Below are 18107 nucleotides of genomic sequence, written 5' to 3'. Positions count from 1 at the left end.
GCGGGGACGGACCCGCCCCCGCCGCACCTCGGTGTCAGCCGCCCAGTCCGGCGTCCTCGCGGAAGAGTTCCTGGTCGAGCCAGACCGCGGCGCGGGCGCCGTCGGCGGCGCCGGTGATCACGAAGGTGAGGGCGTCCGGCAGGGCCTCCAGCCGGGCGGTGTCGCCGGCCGCGTACACACCGGGCACGGACGTGCGCTGGAACTCGTCCACCCGCACGCAACCGTCCGGCAGCATCCGGCATCCCAACTGATCGGCCAGCGGGGAGTGCTGACGGGTGGGGGCCCGATGGTAGACGCCCTGCCGCTCGAGCACCCGCCCGTCGGCGAGGACCAGACGGACGGCGCCTTCCTCGCCCTCGACGCGGGCCACCGCCGTCTTCTCCACGGCGATCCCGGCGTCGGCGAGTCTGCCCGCGGCCTGCTCGGGCACCGGATGCCCGTTGGTGCACACGATCACGTCGGGACTGAAGCGGTCGGTGAGATACAGGGCCTGCATGACCTGCGGCAGTTCGTGTCCCAGGACGGCCAGGCTCATCCCGCTGGTCTCCCAGCCGTGGCAGAACGGGCAGTGGTACACCCCCCCGGCCGAACAACGCGGACAGTCCCTCCACCTGTTCGTCGAGCACGTCGACCTGCCCCGTGGCGAGGACCAGTTTCCGGGTCCGTTCCACGGTGCCGTCGGCCAACGTCAGGACGAATCCCTGCGACCCGGGCGCGGCGGTGGTGACGGTGGCCTCACGCACGGCCACGTTCGGGTAGGCGGTGAGCTGCTCCCGGCCTATACGGCGCAGTTCGGCGGGCGGGAAGCCGTCACGGCTGAGGAACATGTGCATCCGCGCCGCGGGCGCGTTACGGGGGCGGCCCGAGTCCAGCAGGAGGACCCGCCTGCGCTGACGCCCGGACACCAGCGCCGCGTTGAGGCCGGCGGGCCCTCCGCCCACCACGATCACGTCGAACATCGTCGTCACTTCCTTCTCGGCCCAGCAAATAATGACTACGATAATAATTATCATTTTCATCAACAGGATCAGTGGGAAATGGTGGGAATACCGGTGCAACACCTGGCAGCCATCGGCGTCATAGGCGGTTACGGAGCAGTCGGCAGCGCGGTCGTACGACGGCTCCACCGGGCGGGTGTCCACCCGCTGCTGGTGGCCGGCCGCGATCGGAGCCGGGCAGAAGCGCTGATCGCCGGTCTCCCGGAGGGCGGCCCCGAGGTGAGCGCCCTGGCCGTCGACCTGACCGACCACCGTTCGCTGGATCGCTTCGCGGCGGGCTGCCGACTCGTCGTCAACTGTGCGGGCCCCTCGTACCGTGTCCTCGACGCGGTCGCGCGGGCCGCGCTGCGCAACGGCGCGGACTACGTCGACGCGGCCGGTGACGACCCGGTCCACAACCTGTTGTCGGCCGACGGGGGCGCCGGGCGATGGGTGGCGGCCGGACGCACGGCCGTGCTGTCCGCCGGCGCGCTGCCGGGCCTGTCGTCGCTGCTGCCCCGCGCGCTGGCCGCCCGCGCCACCAGTGCCGTCGCACTGGAGGCCTACGTCGGCGGTGTCGCGCCGCTCACCCCGGCCGCCGCCGGTGACGTGCTGCTCGGCCGGGGACCGGAGCACGGCACGCCGGCGGCCGCCTGGCAGGAGGACCGGATGCAGGAACGCGCGCTGGCCCCACGGCGAGGCGTACGAATCGACGCCTTCCCCGCACCCGTCGACGCCTTCCCCTTCCTGTCCACCGAGGCCGTCCGGCTGGCCCGCGCCACGGGCATCGGCCAGGTGCGCTGGTACACCGTCTTCGGCGGCGGGCGCCTGGCCGAGGAACTGGCCATGGCATGGGCACTGGGCAGCACGGAGGCCGCCGACCTGGTCGCGGCGGCCGGCGAGGACGTGCGGCGCCACGGGGCCTGGTACGGACAGGAGTTCCACCTCTGGGACGGGGCGACGGACGGCCCGCCCACCGCGAGGCTCGTCCTGCGCGCCGCGGACTCCTACGAGTTGAGCGGGTTCCTCGCTGCCGCCGCCGCTCTCCGGGCACTCCACGGGGCGATCGCTCCCGGTGTGCACTTCGCCGCGGACGTGCTCGATCCCCTGCGCGTCGCCGAGGACCTGGCGGCCGATGACGCGGCGGAGCTCACGACACTGTGAGTGCCCGTCGGCGTGCCCCCGACCGGTGGACGGATCAGGGGCACGCCGACGGGCAGGCGGCTCGGCGGATCGCCCGTTCACCACCGGCCGGTCAGAAGTCCGTTCGGCGGTCGGCCGGCCCGGGACGGCAGCCGTCGCGCACACCTGTGAGTTCGACCGTGTGGTCCACCGCGTGGAACCCGACGTCGCGTGTGATTCTCGCGACCCACTGTTCGACCTCTTCGGAGTCGACCGCCAGGCCGAGCCCGCATTCCCGGCAGACGGGAAAGTGACGGTGGCCGTCGTCGGGCCTGGGCCGGTAGAGGCGTTCGCCGCCGCTGTCACGCGCCATGTCGACGTGCCCGGCGGCCTCCAGCAGGCGGAGCGTGCGGTTAGAGGGTGGTCAGTCCCACCGCCACACCGTCCGTGGCCAGGACGGTATGCAGGGTCTGCGCCGAGACGAAACCGTCGCAGACGTGCAGGTCCCCGGGGACCGCAGCTCGTTGCGGGGTGGCGCCACTCGCCGGGGGCCGTTCCGTGCACGAGTGTGCCTCCCGTCGTGCCTGGTACTACAGCCGTGACTCGCGATCTCGTTTGTCGCGGGTGGCGTAGTGGCAGCGTTGTGCGCGGGCCTGGTGGGTGCGGCGTCAGTGTGACTGGGTGATCACGATCGTCGGTGGTGGCGGCGAGGTGGCCCGTACGAGCCGGTTGAGCAGGCGGCGGATCTCCTCGGCGGTGTAGCGGATCAGTTTTTCAACGCGGCCCGGCGGCCCCCCTTTTCGAGCACCCGGGTCAGGTCGCTGGGTGCGGGCAACTGGACTGGCTCTGTGGGGTCTTCGAGGTCACGGGAGCGGGTGTCGGTGATGGTCAGGAAGGCGAGGGCGGCCATGGACAGAGTGATGTGACGGTGCCAGGCGTCCCAGGTGCGAACCTCGTAGTGGTCCAGTCCGCAGTCGGACTTCGCGGTCTCGAAGCAGTCCTCAATCGACCAGCGCAGGCCCATCACGCGGACGATCTCGCCGATCGGGGTGCTGACCTTGGCATGCACCGCGAAGTAGGCGATCTGGGCAGGGTCGGTGATCGAGCGCCTGACCAGCAGCAGGTGAATACAGCCGCGGCGGGGCCCGTTCTCGGCGCCGCCCGGCCAGGTGACCTCGGCCAGCGCCCAGTCGTAGGAGCGCAGGCCCTTGGCCCCCTTCCCGCAGGAACGGCGCTCGAAGATCAGTGGGATGCGGGCGGTGAGCTTGTCGACGCGCAGGCTCCCGGTGCCGTGGGTGGACACGGTCTCGTCCACCGGCACGGCCATGACATAGGGGATGCGGCGGCGTTCGAGGGCGGAGCGGAGTTTGCGGTCCTGGCCGTAGGCGCTGTCGGCAGCCATCCAGCCGAACGGGACCTTGGCCCGGCGGCAGCGTTCCACCATGCGCCGGCCGAGCTCGGGCTTGGTGACCACGGCCTTCGCGCGCGGCTTGGGAATGCGCGCGGTGCGGCAGCGGCCGGCGTCCTGGCACCAGGCGGCGGGCAGGTACAACTCACGGTCGATCAGAGCGCGTCCGGTGTCGGAGGCGTACGCGCAGAACACCGCGACCTGGCAGTTCTCGATCTGTCCGGTAATCCCTGCGTACTGCGGGGCCACCCCGGCCGACATCCGTCCCTTCTTCAAGAACGCGGTCTCATCCAGCACCAGCACCCCATCCGGCCGGGCCAGGAACTGGACTACGAACGACCGCAGCGCGTCGCGGAGTTGATCCGTGCACCAGGTCGAGCGGGCCAGGAATCACTGCACCCGATCCGGACTCGTGTGCCCGACGTGCTCGGCGATCTGGTGAGGTCGACTCGGGGCGCCCTGCTGGTGTTTCCACCAGCGGGTTTCCCCGAGCCGCCTCCCGAACCGGACGTGCCCGCTCTCCAGGCATCCGGCTCTCCACAAGCCCTCTCAGACGGCCGCGGCCGTCGTGCTCCCACTGGGCCAGGGCGAGGGGATCTTGTTCCCGCGATACAAATAGCGGTTGGTTCGCACCTTCGCGCACCTGAACAAGACCACCTCGTCATCAGCAGGCCACCATCGGCCCGCGCAGTAACGACGGCGAAGACTCTTCCAGTTGGACCGGCGGTGCTTTCGCCGCAGCCACCCGAAGACCTGCCGCCAGGTGAAGGCCGACAGGTACTGGAAGGTCGCGGACGACACCCCGTGCCGGAAGTACGCCGTCCAGCCGCGCAACACCGGGTTGAGATGGTGCAGCACGACTGCCAGCGGCAGGTTCGTGTCCTGTCGGCACAGCGTCTTGACCTTCTCCTTGACGGCTTGGAGGGCCTTCTTGGAGGGGTAGAGGTAGACGTAGTGCTTCTGGGTCCCACGTTTGCGGTGACGCTGGAGGCGCCACCCGAGGAAGTCCAGCCCCTCGTCGATATGGGTGATGGCCGTCTTCTCCACCGACAGACGCAGTCCCATCGGGGCGAGTACTTCCGCCACCTGGGTGCGCATGTCTTCGGCCTGCTCGCGTGTCCCGGTCACGGCGATCAGAAAGTCGTCCGCATACCGGAAGAGCCGGTAGTTGGGCAGATTCTGCCGACGTCGCCGGGCCCGCTGGCCTTGCGTGGAGTTCGGCCCGCCCGGACCGGCCGCGATGAACTCATCGAGAACCGACAGGGCGATGTTGGCCAGCAGCGGCGAGAGGATCCCACCCTGCGGAGTGCCGGAATCGGTGTCCTTGGACTGGCCAGCCTCGCTGAGGATGCCCGACTTCAAGAACGCCTTCACCAGGTCAAGGACGCGCCGGTCTCCGACTCGGCGACGCACCCGGCCCATCAGGGCCGCGTGGTCGATCGAGTCGAAGCACGCCTCGATGTCCCCCTCCACCATCCACTCATAGGAGTTCTTGGCGAAGTGGTGCGCCTCGGCGAGCGCGTCGTGAGCCCGGCGCTTCGGGCGGAACCCGTAGGAGCACGGGAGGAAATACGCCTCGAAGATCGGCTCCAGTACCAGCTTCAGGGACGCCTGGACCACCCGGTCCCGCACGGTCGGAATACCCAGCCGACGGCGCTTGGCCGTCCCCGGCTTGGGGATCATCCTTTCCCGCACGGGAAGCGGACGGAAGGTGCGGTCCTTCAGGTCGGACCGCACCTCGTCGAGGAATGCCTCGACGCCTTGCCCGTCCTCCACGGAACGGGCCGTCTGCCCGTCCACTCCGGCCGAGCGAGCGCCCCTGTTCCTCCTCACCCGAACCCACGCGACCAGCAGGAACGCGGGATCAGCAACGAGATTGAACAGGTCATCGAACCGGCGATCACGATCGTCGGTCGCCCAACAGTGCAGTTTGGTCTGCATCTCCAGTACCCGGCGCTCGGCCTTGAGCAGCCCGAACTCCAGCGCGTCGGTATTCACCAGCGACCTCCTGGCATTGCAGCATCCTCCCTGCCGACTTGCTGGCCCCCTTCGCCATGCACGGAGCTTTCCTCCGCTCGGACTACTACGAGGCCTCCGCCCCACCTGCGGACCTCAGCCGGCAACGGGCCTGCCCTCCTCGCCGGACCGGCTGTCCGGAAGGAAAGGGCGACCGCAGGCGGTTCCCACGTTCACCATGTGCCGATCGGCCAGGTCGGCGTCCCGCTACTACCCCGGCAGCATCACCACGCCTACGCCGCAGACCTTCAGCGTGGCCTCCCCACCGGCAGTTGGAGACCGGCTTCGGAGTTGACCGCCCCAGCCGAAGCAAGCGGTCACGCACTGCACCCCGGGCCCATATCCGCCAGATTGGAGCCCGGTGACAAGACTTACGGGGCTTTACACGGATTCCTCTTCGTACGCCTTCTGGCCTTGCTTGCCGAACCCGACGCGTCTGGCAGTACCGCGCCGTCCCGGCGTTGTCAGGGCTGCTTCCCGTCCTCACCGGCGTTCCCCGGCCCGGACTGCCCTCAGCTTCTACCCGGCCGCTGCGACGGCCCGGCGGTAGAGGTCTCCCACCTCCACTCGGTCACATGGCGCCTCGTGGCGCACCCACCCGTTCTTGCGTTCGACCGGCGCCACCAGCGCTTTCCGATAGGCCATCGCCATCAGGCGCGGCTCGACCCTCCCGAAGACCCCCGCCAACCCGGCGAAGAAGTCATCGAACCAGCCCGCCCAGACCTGTACCGCCCGCTCCGTACTCACGGAGGGAACAACGCGTCACACGACTACCGGACACGGACACGAGTCACGGCTGTAGTACCGGCGGACCGCACCACCCACGAACCCGGCGAACCCGGCGTACGACTGCGCTACTACCTGGACCTCAAACAGCAGCCCGAGGCGTAGACGGGGAAGCGGAGGTCGTGGCCAGGATCGTGCAGTTGCCGCGACCCGCCCGCGCCCAACAAGATCGATACGGCGTGCGCATCCGGCAACGACAGGACTGAGTAGCAGGCTTTGGACCTGTGGCCGACCGGCTTTGATGGCTTGATCACGAGGTGGTCGTTGGTCCGGCTGACCACGCTGAGCGCCCTCGCGCGTCGGGAGGTTCGGTTGGTACGGCGGAGCACGCTCGGGCAGGACTTCCGGCGGTTGTGGGGTGCCTACGTGGTCAGTGCAGCGGGCAGTGCCGTGGGCATGGGGGCGTTGCCGCTGATCGCCCTTGTGGTGCTGGATTCCTCGGCGTTTCAGGTCTCGGTGCTGGCTGCGTTGTCTGCGGTGGCCAGCACGGTGATCGCTCTGCCGCTCGGTGTACGCATCGAGCACCAGTACAAACGGCCGGTCATGATCACTGCCGATCTGGCCCGCTGCGTGGTGCTGGCCAGCGTTCCCGTCGCCATGGCTTTCGACAGGCTCACCTTTACCCAGCTGTGTGTCGTCGACATTCTCCAGACCGCGGCGTCTGTCGCGTTCGACGCGGCCAGTGGAGCGCATCTGAAGGCACTCGTCCTGCCCGAGCACCGGCTACGTGCCACAAGCCTGTTCGAGACGACCAACTGGATCAGCGTCAGTGCCGGCCCGCCCGTTGGAGGGCTTCTGATCGGAGCACTGGGCGCGGCGGCCACGATGGTGGTCGATGCTCTGTCCTTCCTCGGGTCGGCTGTGGGCATCCGTCGTATCCGGCAGGCCGAATCCCCGCCACCGGCACGCGCCGCCGCCGCTCACCTGGGCCGGGACATTGCGGCCGGCTGGCAGTACCTCCTGCGCCACCCAGGACTACGGCCACTGTTCTTCAACGCGCTGCTCTTCGGCGGATCCGTCATGATGGCCTCCCCGCTGATGGCCGTCCTCGTGCTGGATGACCTCGGTCTGGCACCGTGGCAGTACGGACTCGCTCTGGGACTGCCGTGCCTGGGCGGTGTACTGGGCGCACGCCTGACTCCGCTCCTCACCCGGCGATTCGGACAGCGCCGCATTCTGCTGGTGTCTGGCGTTGCGCGCACAGTGTGGACGATCCTGCTGCCGCTGACGCCCTCCGGCGCCCTCGGCCTGTTCGTCATCGTGGCCGCCGACTTCGGCCTGCTCCTCTCCGCCGGGGTCTTCAACCCGTCGTTCACCACCTACCGCATGGCGGCCACACCGGATGCGTACATGTCCCGAGTCGTCACCTCCTGGTCGGCGGGCGCGAAGACATGCCAGGCCGCATTCGTGGTTGCCGGTGGTTTCATCGCCGTGGCAGTGGGGGTACGCGGCGCCCTGCTCATCGGCGGCCTGCTGTGCATGGCGAGCGCGCTACTTCTGCCATGGCGAAAGGCACGCTTTTTCAGTGGGCATGTTCCCTCACCTACGACAGAAGCGGCTCCGTACCCGGCTACGGACAGTCCGACCGCATAGCGGCTTCCTGGGCCGCAGGGGTGACTTCGTCAACCCGGTTAGGAATGTGCTCCTTTGGTGCCGGGCCACGGGGCCACAAGCACACAATTCGAGTCTCGCAGCTGGCGCGCGACGCCGCGCAGGGCGAGGGGTGGGTGGTCAGCTTCGGCTTCTGACAGCCGGTGACGACCTGCCCGAGCTGCGCAGACGGCCGGGCCCCTGGTCCGCGAGCGCGGGGACTGCCGGCGGTGCATGGGTCGCGTCGATGCGGAGTCCAGATGCGCGTGCTGCCTGCGCCAGGTCGAGCCCTTGCAGCCCGAGGCGGGCTGAACGCGCCGACGGGTGCGCACACTCCGTGAACGTCGGCTTCGCGGCGTCGTTGAGCAACGCGACTCCATACACCGGGCCCCGGGGATGCTTTCACTCTCTGGGGCCCGTAGTGTGTCCGGAGTGGGGTCAGTTCTCTCCGGCCGCTGTGACGGTGAGCCAGCCGGCGGCTTCGGCGTCGGTCATCAGCAGCACCTGAGCCGGGTGGGCGTCGCCATCCTGGACGACGTGGACATGGCCCGGGAGCGGGCTGCTCTTGGGGGCAGCGCCGCAGCCTGGGCGCTGCTCGCACCCCAGCGCGCTCTTGCACTCCCCGGTGCGTCGCCAGAAGCTTTCTCTTCTGAGGAAGGACCGGACAGCCGGGTGAATGGGGAGCGGTGTGAATGAGCAGTCCGAGGCCGATGACCGCCTCACGGAGCTGGGGCGCGGCCTCAAGGAGATACACGAGGCACAACAACGCCGCGAGGATGATCTGAAGGCCCTCCACGAGCGGTTCGGCACGCTGTCCGAGGGCTTGGAGACCCTACGCAGCGAATCGAACAAACTCGCCATCGGCGTCGAATCGGTGGGCGCAGCTACCGAACAAGTAAGGGAAGATCTGACCAGAACTCAGTCCGAGCTCAGCCAACTCAGTACCGACCTCACAGAGTTCCGCTCCCAGTACGAACGAGACCAGTCTGTCCTTGCAGCACAGTTCGAGCTGGACCGGATCACCGAGGACTGGCAACGCAGGTTCGGCAGCCGGGACAAGGTGCGTTCCCTCGCCCGAGGCCTGGTCAGAAAGCTCACCCCGAAGCTCGTGGACGGCGGGATCCTGAGCACCGACAACTTGCGACTTTTCGTGGAGGAACACCTCGTCCACGATCCCGACTTCTGGCTCGCCCACGCCACCTTGGCTGTCGCAGCCCGGCTCACCGGTGATGACGACCGTCAGCTCGGAGCCATGGGGCTGGCGCAGGCACTAGACCTCGGTAAAGCCAACCTCTTCTTCTCGCTCGCTGCGGCCAGGATGGGCGACCATCAGCGGGCCGGCAACTGGATGGATGGCTACCTCCAGGACGCAGTCCACCCGGACCGGCTCGGCAGGGACTTCCTCGTCGTGCTCGACGCCGTCGCCAGTCGGGAACTCGGCGACCTCGCCCACAGCTATGCCCGCCAGGTGATGGTGCGCTGGGGCACGGAGGCGGCCGCGGACGGCATGGCGTCCAGGGCCAGCGTGGGTCGCTGGAAACCCCACCTGCGCAGACTGCTTGCCTCGCCCGGCGACCGGTTCGCATCCCTGGCCCATGCATACGACGGGGATTGGACACAACTTCTCGGCCAATGGCGAATGGCCACGGTCACGACCTGCACCCTCAGTTACCTCCGAAAGGAGTTCCCACCCCCGGAGCAAACAGCGCCCGTCCACGGGCGTGCCCGGTATGCCGAGACGGCTATCGACCGCCTCATCGGACACCTGGAACCCGACGAGGCCGCCCTGCACACCAGGAAGGAAGCGCTCCGCCGATTCATCGAGCACCGTGGAAACGGCCGTGCGGCGCAGGAGGAGCACGAGCTGCATCAAGAGGCGGACGCCGAGGTCATGGATTTCGCAACGCTCCTCGACAACGCCGTCTTCAAGCCCAGTCAGATTGCGCTCGGTGACGACGCACGCCGACTCGCGCTCATGCTGGTCCTGCCCAACCTGCGCGCCGCCGCCGAGGAACTGGTGGCAGCCTCGCTGCGGCACCGTCCCCGGGAGATTTCCATCGAAATCGACGGCTGGCCCACTCTTCTGCCGACCGATCCCGCCGCTCCGGTCGACGCGAGGGCCCTTGCCGAAGCGCTCGACGCTGACCTGCTCACGCGCACCGAAGCCGAGGTCGATGCTGTCGACCGCAACCTTGCGCGTCGCATCGGGGGCACCGCCGGTGGACTATCCGCCCTCGTGTTAGCCCCCTTCGTCCTGGGCGGCTTCTTCCTGGTGCTCATGCTGCTGCTCGGTGTCGTCGCCGCTGTGTGGGGTCTGCTGGACGTTGCTCGCGTACCGGCCGAGCGTGGCAGGATCCGCGAGGCCGGCGTGGCAAGGCGGCAGCGTGCACAACATCAGTTGCAGGACGTTCTCAGCCAGCGCATCGAGTTTTTCGCCGAATGGAACGAACACGCCGCGCGGCTTCCCGAGCTGCGCGCCTGGGACCCGATGGGTAAGTGACGTGACCATGGAATCCGGACGTGTACTCGACCGGCGCTACAAACTGAACTCGCCCTTGGGTAGCGGCGCCCAGGGCTCCGTCTGGCTCGGTCACGACCTGCGCCTCGACCGCCCAGTTGCCGTGAAGGTAGCCACGCTGCACCGCCACTCCGGGCAGGGCCAGCCCGCTGAGGAGCTGAACCGGCGCGTCGAGCGGTTTCACAAAGAGGCACAGGCCATGGCGCGCATCCGCAACCGGCCCCATGTCGCTGCCATTCATGACTACGGTGAGGACAGCGGCGTCTTGTACTCCGTCATGGAGTACATCGAGGGGAGCCCGCTCTCCACTCACATCAGGCAGGGACAGCTGACCCTAGAACAGACCGTCCGCTGGGCAAGGCACATCTGCGACGGCCTCGCCGACGCTCACGAAGCCGGCGTGGTACACCGGGATGTCAAACCCAGCAATATCGTCATCGACGCAACCGGTTCAGCTAAGGTCGTCGACTTCGGCCTCGCCCGCTTCCTCGATGCCTCCTCCTCGCATGGTCCAGGCTGGGGCACCGCGCACTACGCCTCCCCGGAACGGTTTCGTGAGCAGTCGGGCAGCGCTCTCAGCGACCTCTACTCACTTGGCTGCGTCGTGTACGAGATGCTCACCGGCTGGTCCCCATTCGGCTACATCCGGGAGCCTGCCGCCGTCATGTGGCACCACATGGAGGAAACACCTGCCCCGCCAAGCGCGCTGCGTCCTGGTATCCCCAGGCCCCTCGACGCCCTTGTGCTGAGGCTGTTGGAGAAGGCCCCAAAGGACCGCCCGCGCGACGCCAGGGCCGTAGCCTGGGCCATCCAACAGATCGAATACGTCTCGGACGACGCTGGGGATCCACACGTCGACACTCGGCACGTCGCCGAGATCCAGAACCTGGAACAGTTCATCCAGCGCCATGCCGACGGCCCCCGGGCTATGGGCACAGATGTACTAGACGCCCGTGCCCGCCATGCCCGGCTTACCGGCGAGTCGGGCGATCCTCGGGGTGCTGCAGCGCTCTGTCAGCGTCTGGGGCAGGACTGTGTATCCTTGTTTGGGGCTGACCACCCCCGGGTTTTGGAGGCATTCAGGGAGGCGTCCCGCTGGAAGGAGCGCTCCGGCTGACGAAGCCCATCCCATAACTGGCCCTGACAACGACTCTGGATGTGCCGGTGGGTGATCAGGCAGACGGCGAGTCCGAGGAAGGCCTGCTGCTACCTGAGTTCGATGGAGTATGAGGCGCCGGGGAACTCCCATCCGTCGGTGTCTTCACCGATGTCCGCCACGATGATGTCGTCGACGAAGTGGTCCTCGAACTCGTCGTCGGCCAGCCAGAGTTCTTCGATCTCGTCCCAGCTGCCCCTGCTGCCGTCGATACGCAGAGGTGCGGCCCGCCGGCTGCCGCGCTCACGCTCGTCATCGCTCGTCTTGACCATGCCGCTGATCTCGAACTGGCCCCTCTTGACATGGCCGGGAATCGGTTCGGCGGGGACGACGGCGGCGTTCTCGTAGGCGGTGTGGATGAGGTCGCGGTAGCTGCGGCGGATGTTGTATTCGGGGTCGGACAGCCAGTTGATCAGGGTTTTGGTGGTCACGTGGACTCTGTTGCTCCATTGCGGAGAATGACGCCGGCCTGTCGACGGGGCGCAGGGAACGGGCCTCGCGAGGAAGCGGTCCGGCCCCGGCCGGCCCCTCCCGGATGCGGTGCGTGACCATCCCTCGAATTGCGCAGCAGAGTCGGCGGCGACTCTGCTGCGCAATTCGCGAGTCAGGCCGTGAGTCGGTGGGCGAGGCGTTCGAGGCGGCTGCTGCGGGGGCGGTGCTGGTCGTGACCGGTCCGGTAGGCGTCGAGTCTGACGACGTTGAGGGCGGTTGCGGAGAAGGCGTGTTGGAGACGGACCTTCGGGAGCCCGCGGTAGCGGGCCCGGCGGATGTCGGTGATATCGAGGGCCTGGTGGATGGTGCCCTCGACTCCCGCGCGCAGGGCGTACTTCGTCTTCCAGGTCTCTGTCTTCTGCTCGGCCCGGGCCCTGGCGAGGGCTTCTTCGGGTTCTCTCGGCCGCAGAGTGAGCATGCGGCGGCCTGCGGCGGAGCTGGTGCACTGCTCACGGAAGGGGCAGGGGCGGCAGGTCAGGACGCCGAAGGTGATGACGATCGCGTCCGTCCCGTGCTGTTCGAGCGGGTTCCGGTGCGCGCTGGTCTTCCCGGCAGGGCAGCGGACCTGGCGGGCCTTCCCGTCGATGGTGAAGGCGCTCTTGTCGAAGCCGGCGGCGTCCTTGGCCTGGGCGGAGTGGTTCAGAAGGACCGGGGTGACCATTCAGAGGGACCGGGGTGACCCTGCGGACGCCCTGGCCGGCGGCGGCGGTGATGAGGTCGGCCGAGGGACAGCCGGAATCGAAGTAGTGCTCGGCGGGCTTCAGACCGCGCTCGGCGAGACGTCGCCGGACCGGAGCCGTCGCCTTCACATCGGGCACGGTGGCGTCGGTGGTGAACACGTCCGTGATCAGGTTCGGTGCCCTCCGGGCACCGGCTTCGGCTTCGGTGGGAGTGTCACAGCTCTCCATGAGATAGATCTTGTAGCCGAGCCAGCACAGGTCCTCGCTCTGGGCCGCCCAGCGTGCGTCGAGATCGTAGGGCGAGGCGAGGCGGGGTTGGCCGGGCGGGACGCCCTCGTCATCGGCGGCCCGCTCCACGATCACCTCCCGCCCCTTGGCGCCGGTGCGGAGGTAGTAGGTCTGCACGAGGATCTGCCGCAGTACCCGCACTGCCTCGATCTCGCGTATCCATTCCGGGGCCCCGGGCGCCCACGCGGCCCGGCACAACGCCAGCGCGTCCCGGCCGAAGACCTGCGCGAGCCTGTCACGCTTGGTCTGCGAGGACGACATCCGCCAGCTGTCCACCCGCGGCCCGTAACGGTGAGCGAACTCCGCGACGTCCACGGCCCCGGCCAGCCAGGACGGCGCCGCGACTGCGAGCGCCTCCAACACGGCCCGCACACTCTCCCCGGCCAGCTCCAGACGGTTCAAGTCCCGCACCGCACTGATCACAGGGGTGGAGTCCGTGCGCTGCATCCCACCGGCAGCGACCAGCCCTTCGGCCTTGCAGTGCTCAAGGAGCCGGTCGAAGAGCACCCGCTCCATGCGGATGCCGTGCTCGGCCAGCCGAGCCCTGAACCGACTCAACACACTGGCGTCGAACCCGGTGTCCGTCAGCTCCACGCCCACCGCGTACTTCCAGCCGATCGCCCGCACCGCCATCGCCGCGGCCTGCCGGTCGGTCAGGTTCTCGGCGAACTGCAACACCGTGACCAGGCCCAACACCCCCGGCGACAACCCCGGAGCACCCCGAACCCCGAACGCGTCGCTGAACGGCTCGTCCGCGAACACCTCCGTGAGCCGGTCCCGCGCCCGCATCACCAGGCTCCCCTGCGGAAACGCCGCCCGGGCCACCGCCGCCGTCTGCTCCAAAACCTCCGGCAGCTCCTTCGGTCGCATCGACACCCACACCACCCCCACGGCCGCACGACAGGACAACGACCGCACGAGCGATCATCCCGTGCCCGCCGTCACCCCACAGGGAATTGCGCAGCAGAGTCGAACAGCCCAACAAAAACCCACTAGACCAAATGGCCTAAAAACATCTAAATCGCGATAGGCCTTGGTTCGAGGGGGTGCAGGGTGAGGGTGTGGGTGACGAGGCGGGTTCCTGGATCTTCTGAGCTGCGGGTCTGGTAGCGCAGGTTGGGGCGTTTGGTCTTGATCGGGGCGGTGCGGTCGGGGCGGTCGCCTATGACCCAGCGGGGGAGGTCGGCGATGAAGAACTTCAGGGCCTGGGCGAGGTGTTCAGGGGGAAAAGCCGTCGTGACGGAGTCGTTGACGGCATCCAGGACGGGCGGGAAGCTGATGCGGGTGGGGTCCACTCCGGCGATCACGGCGGCTCGGGTGATCAGCGAGCGGAGTGCCTGGTAGAGGCAGAGCAGGGCCCACAGTTCCTGGCGGACCCCCTCGGCGGTGCGCGAGTGCAGGACTTCTCCCGGTGTGCGCAGGTCCACCTTAACCAGACGGAAGAGGATCTCCACGTGCCAGCGGTCCGCGTGGATCCGCGCGAGTTCGGCCCGCCCTCCCACCCCACGGACACCGTGCGAGGTGTCGCGGACGACTTCGCCGAGGCCTTGCGCCACATCGCCCACCCCGCCCGGAACAGCCGGTGAGGCCCCACCCCGCGATCCGCGCCCCACCGCCGGACACTCCGCCACCAGTCCCTTGCCCGCCACCTGTCCGACCCGAGAGAGCGAGACCGACAGACATGGACGAGAACACCCGCTACCAGGTGCTGCGCAACGACGAGGAACAGTACTCGCTGTGGCCCGTCGACATCGAGGTGCCCGCCGGCTGGCAGCCCGTCGGCAAGGAGGGCACGGAGGCGGAGTGCTCCGCCTCCGTGGACGAGGTCTGGACCGACATGCGCCCGCGCAGCCTGCGGGAGCGCATGGAGAACACCGGAGCCCGACGCGTCCCGCGCAGCCACGAAGGACGGGCCGGGGGCGCGTCCGCAACCGCACCCCCGGCCCGTGCCCCGCCCGCCCTGCACCCGCCCTGCCTCATCCCGAGGAGCCGTCATGACACCGGTCCTGCACACTGAACGCCTCACGTTCCGGCCCTACCGCCCCGAGGACGAGGACGTCTTCGTGGCCCTGCTGCGTGACGAGGAGGTCTGCCGCTGGATGGGCCAGGAGCGCGTGCCGGAGACCGACCTGCGCACGCTGTTCCGCGCCATTCTCACCGACGTCTACCCGCAGCACAGGTTCGACGTGTGGGGACTGTGGCGCGAGGAGGTCTACGTCGGCCACGCGGAGGTGAAGAAGACCGGCAACGCCGACGGCCACGAACTGATCACCGCTCTCACCCCCGAGTACTGGGGCCGGGGCCTGGGCACAGAAGTGGTCCGCGGCCTGCTCCGCCACGTCGCCGACAACCTGGGCCTGAAGGAGGCCTACGGCATGGTCGGCGCCGACAACACCGTCAGCCTGGCCATGTGCCGCCGACTGGGCTTCGGCTTCCGGCACGTGCGCGACGTGGTTGGCGACGACGGCACCGTGACCAAGCCGGTGGTGATCCCGGCGGCGGACCCGGACTGACACCGGGAACCGGTCCGGAACGCCACGGCGCAGTCCCCGCGCCCTCGATCCGGCTCCATGTCTTCTTCTGCGGGGTGTGCCCGTGACGGGCCGTGGCCGGCCGTGCGGTCAGTGGGTGCGGCCGTGTGCCCACCGGCCGGCCAGGGCCTCGTCGACGAGTCCGGTCAGCTCGGTGAGCCGGAAGTGCTCGGTGGCGTCGAGGTTCTGGGCGCCGATGGTGGAACGCAGCAGGGCGAGGGCGGTGACGATGGGCGGATACCGGTCGTGCGTGGTGCTCCAGGCGAGTTCGCGCAACAGCATCGCGATGCGAGCCAGGACGGCGGGCTCGGCGGCGCCGTAGCGCAGGGGCTGGGTCATGGCCAGGTCCAGGAGGTCCTCCAGGCCGGGGCGCCGCAGCACGACTCTGACCTGCCTGCCGTCGTCGCGCAGCAGCCGGGGGCCCAGGTCGTGCCGGGCCAGCTCGCACAGCAGCGCGGCGGAGTGGGACAGGGCGTGCACAGCGGTCGTCGGGTCGTTGATCCCGGGGGAGAGCGCCTTGGTGGCGATGTCGGTGAGCTGCCGGAGCCCGAAGGCGATGTCCTGGAGGCCGGTGCGTTCAGGGCCGGTCCTCACCGCTTTGGCGGCTCGTTCGGCCAGACGGGTCCATGCGTCGGAGGAGAAGGGCTCCCCGGTGCGCGGCCAGGCGGCTCCCACGGGCGTGGCGGCGATCAGCGAACTCCCGGGGAGGCGGTCGATGAGCAGGACGGCGTCGGCTTCGACGGCTGCCCTCAGAAGGGCCGCCTCATCGACGGAGGTGAAGAAGCCGGAAGAGCCGACGCTCAGGGGCAGCGCGCCCGCGGGCGGTCCCGGCGGGGCGTCGGAGGGGTGCGCGCCGTCGGAGTCCCCGCGGTCCGTGTCCTCTTCTTTGGGGAGGAGCCGACCGAGGGTGCGGCCGGCGGCGGAGTGGATGCTGCTCATCATCGTCTCGACCCGGATCTCGCGCGCCAGGTGGGACAGGAACAGGACGAGGGCGAGCAGGCTGGCCAGGGTGAGCAGGAGGGCGACCGTGACCGACAGCCCGGGGACGAAGCTGGCCTGCTCGTCCTCGCCGGTGCGTACGGTGCGCAGCACCGTCAGGGCGTAGGTGAACGTCGCGAGGAAGAGCGCCAGGGTCGTCTGGACGTACCGGTCCGAGTTGAAGGTCCGCAGCACACGGGGGGAGAACTGGCTGCTCGCCAGCTGAAGCGTCAGCACGGTGAGCGAGAAGGTCAGCGCCGTGACCGTGATCAGGGAGCCTGCGATGGCTTCCAGCACCGCGCGTGCGGCATCCGAGCTGCCGCCGAAGAAGTAGTCACTCAGCCAGGACGGGAGCTCGTGCTGAAGCCGCTCGTCCAGCCGAGGCAGTGCCACGCCCGCGGCGACGGCGAGTACGACACCCAGCGTCGGCACGGGCCACAGCTGGACCCGGAGTGTGTCACGCATCAGCACGAACTCAGACTACAGACCACCGCAAACAGGGCGACTCGCAGAACAGTGCTGTGGGTGGATGTCGTATTGATGCAGCGCAGTGGATCTTCTATACATGTGTTATGCATATCATTTAGGGCGGATATGCGACTCGCATGGGAATGGCGGGAGTCATCTTCCGGCAAGAGGGCGGACGGGCGTGGAGGCCACTCGTGGTGGCCCTTTGTGTACCGGTCGCCGCGTTGTCGCCGCTCGTGGCCTGTAGCCGGGGGGATCCGCCGAACGAGCCCGCCGAGCGGTTCGGGATGGCCGACATCGACTACGAGCGCGCCATTCGCCTCTCCGTGGCCGAGGTGCCCGCCGGTGAACTGGTTGCTCGGGAGCTCAAGGAGCCCGAGTCGAAGTCGGCCGTGTGGGAGAGCCGGATCGCGAACCAGGACGGACGGCTCACGACGGTCCGGCTCGGTGCCACCCGGGGCGAGGTGCTGGGGACGAGCCCCGGTCCCGACCTGGCGGACTTTGAGCGGCAGGAGGACTCTGCTGCTCAATTCGGCGAGCGATCACGTGCCGTGCTTTCAGGGCTCGGCCGCGCCCGGCCTGCCTGCATCTGCGACGCGCTCTGAAGGCCGTATCGGCACGGCGTCATCACGCCGGGTAATTGCGCAGCAGAGTCCAGGAGGACTCTGTTGCTCCATTGCGGAGAGGGACGCCGGCCCGTCGACGGGGCGCAGGGAACGGGCCTCGCGAGGAAGCGGTCCGGCCCCGGCCGGCCCCTCTCGGACGCGGTGCGTGACCCTCCCCCGAATCGAGCAACAGAGTCCAGGAGCTGATGCGGCTCTTGGACGAGGCTCAGCTCCTGCCGGACGAGGCGGCTCGTGAAGCGGCCGGCACGGCGAACGGTGAACTCGTCACCGCCCTCGAACTGCAGGGGCGTGAAGGCGATCCGGTCTGGCGGGTCGATGCCCTCGGTGTGGCAGACGAGTCGGCGACGGTCCATGTGGTGGACGCGAAGACCGGCGAGATCCTGGAGTGCCGCCCGGCGTGACACGGACAGGAACACCGGCGCCGGACGGCCGGCGGCCAGTGCTCCGCGGGTCCCGCACGCACGGTGGTGC

Annotated in this window: 18 protein-coding genes and 2 pseudogenes; 9 read left to right on the top strand and 11 right to left on the bottom strand. The window is 68.8% G+C overall.

The genetic code is table 11. The features are described 5' to 3' along the window. Positions 1-34: 34 nt before the first annotated feature. Both HUV60_RS02100 and HUV60_RS33770 read right to left on the bottom strand, forming a co-directional pair. Positions 35-535 (bottom strand): FAD-dependent oxidoreductase, encoded by a 501-nt coding sequence (locus HUV60_RS02100; RefSeq protein WP_257852626.1) that lies wholly within the window; start codon positions 533-535, stop codon positions 35-37. A 106-nt stretch (positions 536-641) separates the two neighbouring features. After that, positions 642-959 (bottom strand): annotated as a pseudogene (locus HUV60_RS33770) (FAD-dependent oxidoreductase); the annotation flags it as partial. Between the two features lie 93 nt (positions 960-1052). Between HUV60_RS33770 and HUV60_RS02095 the strand changes: the two are divergent. Beyond that, entirely contained in the window at positions 1053-2141 is a 1089-nt protein-coding gene (locus tag HUV60_RS02095; protein ID WP_257852631.1) for a saccharopine dehydrogenase NADP-binding domain-containing protein, read from the top strand. 91 nt (positions 2142-2232) lie between these two features. Here HUV60_RS02095 and HUV60_RS02090 read toward each other — a convergent pair whose 3' ends face one another. From HUV60_RS02090 to HUV60_RS02075, 4 genes and pseudogenes are all read right to left on the bottom strand, one after another. After that, positions 2233-2472 carry a transcriptional repressor gene (locus HUV60_RS02090; RefSeq protein WP_257852632.1) on the bottom strand — a complete coding sequence of 80 codons (240 nt, stop codon included), beginning with the start codon at positions 2470-2472 and terminating at the stop codon, positions 2233-2235. A gap of 393 nt (positions 2473-2865) precedes the next feature. Continuing rightward, positions 2866-4050 (bottom strand): annotated as a pseudogene (locus tag HUV60_RS02085) (IS701 family transposase). 6 nt (positions 4051-4056) lie between these two features. Next, the gene (gene ltrA, locus HUV60_RS02080; RefSeq protein WP_257848168.1) at positions 4057-5505 is read right to left on the bottom strand and encodes a group II intron reverse transcriptase/maturase; all 1449 of its coding nucleotides are present in this window, start codon (positions 5503-5505) and stop codon (positions 4057-4059) included. A gap of 537 nt (positions 5506-6042) precedes the next feature. Further along, entirely contained in the window at positions 6043-6270 is a 228-nt protein-coding gene (locus HUV60_RS02075; RefSeq protein WP_257851802.1) for a hypothetical protein, read from the bottom strand. Between HUV60_RS02075 and HUV60_RS02070 the strand changes: the two genes are divergently transcribed. The 4 genes from HUV60_RS02070 to HUV60_RS02055 all read left to right on the top strand — a co-directional run bounded on the left by HUV60_RS02070 (position 6160) and on the right by HUV60_RS02055 (position 11534). Next, entirely contained in the window at positions 6160-6414 is a 255-nt protein-coding gene (locus tag HUV60_RS02070; RefSeq protein WP_443047489.1) for a DUF6207 family protein, read from the top strand. The genes HUV60_RS02075 and HUV60_RS02070 overlap by 111 nt on opposite strands. Before the next feature lie 207 nt (positions 6415-6621). After that, entirely contained in the window at positions 6622-7902 is a 1281-nt protein-coding gene (locus HUV60_RS02065) for an MFS transporter (RefSeq protein ID WP_331462039.1), read from the top strand. A 685-nt stretch (positions 7903-8587) separates the two neighbouring features. After that, positions 8588-10399 (top strand): hypothetical protein, encoded by a 1812-nt coding sequence (locus HUV60_RS02060; protein ID WP_257852637.1) that lies wholly within the window; start codon positions 8588-8590, stop codon positions 10397-10399. Positions 10400-10406: 7 nt separating this feature from the next. Next, on the top strand, positions 10407-11534 hold the full coding sequence (locus HUV60_RS02055) for a serine/threonine-protein kinase (protein WP_257853173.1): 1128 nt from the start codon (positions 10407-10409) through the stop codon (positions 11532-11534). 89 nt (positions 11535-11623) lie between these two features. On the opposite strand, the gene HUV60_RS02050 is transcribed toward HUV60_RS02055, so the two are convergent. The 4 genes from HUV60_RS02050 to HUV60_RS02035 all read right to left on the bottom strand — a co-directional run bounded on the left by HUV60_RS02050 (position 11624) and on the right by HUV60_RS02035 (position 14589). Further along, positions 11624-12004 (bottom strand): hypothetical protein, encoded by a 381-nt coding sequence (locus HUV60_RS02050; RefSeq protein WP_257852639.1) that lies wholly within the window; start codon positions 12002-12004, stop codon positions 11624-11626. Between the two features lie 173 nt (positions 12005-12177). After that, positions 12178-12564, bottom strand: coding sequence for a transposase (locus tag HUV60_RS02045; protein ID WP_257853175.1), 387 nt, complete (start codon positions 12562-12564; stop codon positions 12178-12180). Next, positions 12515-13903, bottom strand: coding sequence for a transposase (locus tag HUV60_RS02040; RefSeq protein WP_257852643.1), 1389 nt, complete (start codon positions 13901-13903; stop codon positions 12515-12517). The genes HUV60_RS02045 and HUV60_RS02040 overlap by 50 nt, the downstream gene beginning before the upstream one ends. Before the next feature lie 146 nt (positions 13904-14049). Next, positions 14050-14589: a hypothetical protein gene (locus tag HUV60_RS02035; RefSeq protein WP_257852645.1), complete on the bottom strand. Its 540-nt coding sequence runs from the start codon at positions 14587-14589 to the stop codon at positions 14050-14052. Positions 14590-14714: 125 nt separating this feature from the next. Between HUV60_RS02035 and HUV60_RS33765 the strand changes: the two genes are divergently transcribed. Both HUV60_RS33765 and HUV60_RS02025 read left to right on the top strand, forming a co-directional pair. Then, entirely contained in the window at positions 14715-15050 is a 336-nt protein-coding gene (locus tag HUV60_RS33765; protein ID WP_443047202.1) for an MbtH family protein, read from the top strand. Further along, positions 15028-15546: a GNAT family N-acetyltransferase gene (locus HUV60_RS02025; protein WP_257852647.1), complete on the top strand. Its 519-nt coding sequence runs from the start codon at positions 15028-15030 to the stop codon at positions 15544-15546. Before HUV60_RS33765 ends, HUV60_RS02025 begins: the two co-directional genes overlap by 23 nt. Before the next feature lie 108 nt (positions 15547-15654). On the opposite strand, the gene HUV60_RS02020 is transcribed toward HUV60_RS02025, so the two are convergent. Further along, entirely contained in the window at positions 15655-17007 is a 1353-nt protein-coding gene (locus tag HUV60_RS02020) for a DUF2254 domain-containing protein (protein ID WP_257853177.1), read from the bottom strand. A gap of 197 nt (positions 17008-17204) precedes the next feature. On the opposite strand from HUV60_RS02020, the gene HUV60_RS02015 reads away from it, so the two are divergent. Together HUV60_RS02015 and HUV60_RS02010 are read left to right on the top strand one after the other, a co-directional pair. Then, positions 17205-17615, top strand: a complete 411-nt coding sequence (locus tag HUV60_RS02015) for a hypothetical protein (RefSeq protein ID WP_269441103.1) — start codon at positions 17205-17207, stop codon at positions 17613-17615. A gap of 206 nt (positions 17616-17821) precedes the next feature. Next, complete coding sequence (locus HUV60_RS02010) at positions 17822-18037, top strand: PepSY domain-containing protein (RefSeq protein ID WP_257852652.1); 216 nt, start codon at positions 17822-17824, stop codon at positions 18035-18037. Positions 18038-18107 lie beyond the last annotated feature (70 nt).

The organism is Streptomyces sp. KMM 9044 (assembly GCF_024701375.2).
Lineage (GTDB): Bacteria > Actinomycetota > Actinomycetes > Streptomycetales > Streptomycetaceae > Streptomyces.
The sequence above is the reverse complement of the archived record's forward strand: the minus strand, read 5'-3'. Positions and strand labels throughout refer to the sequence as shown.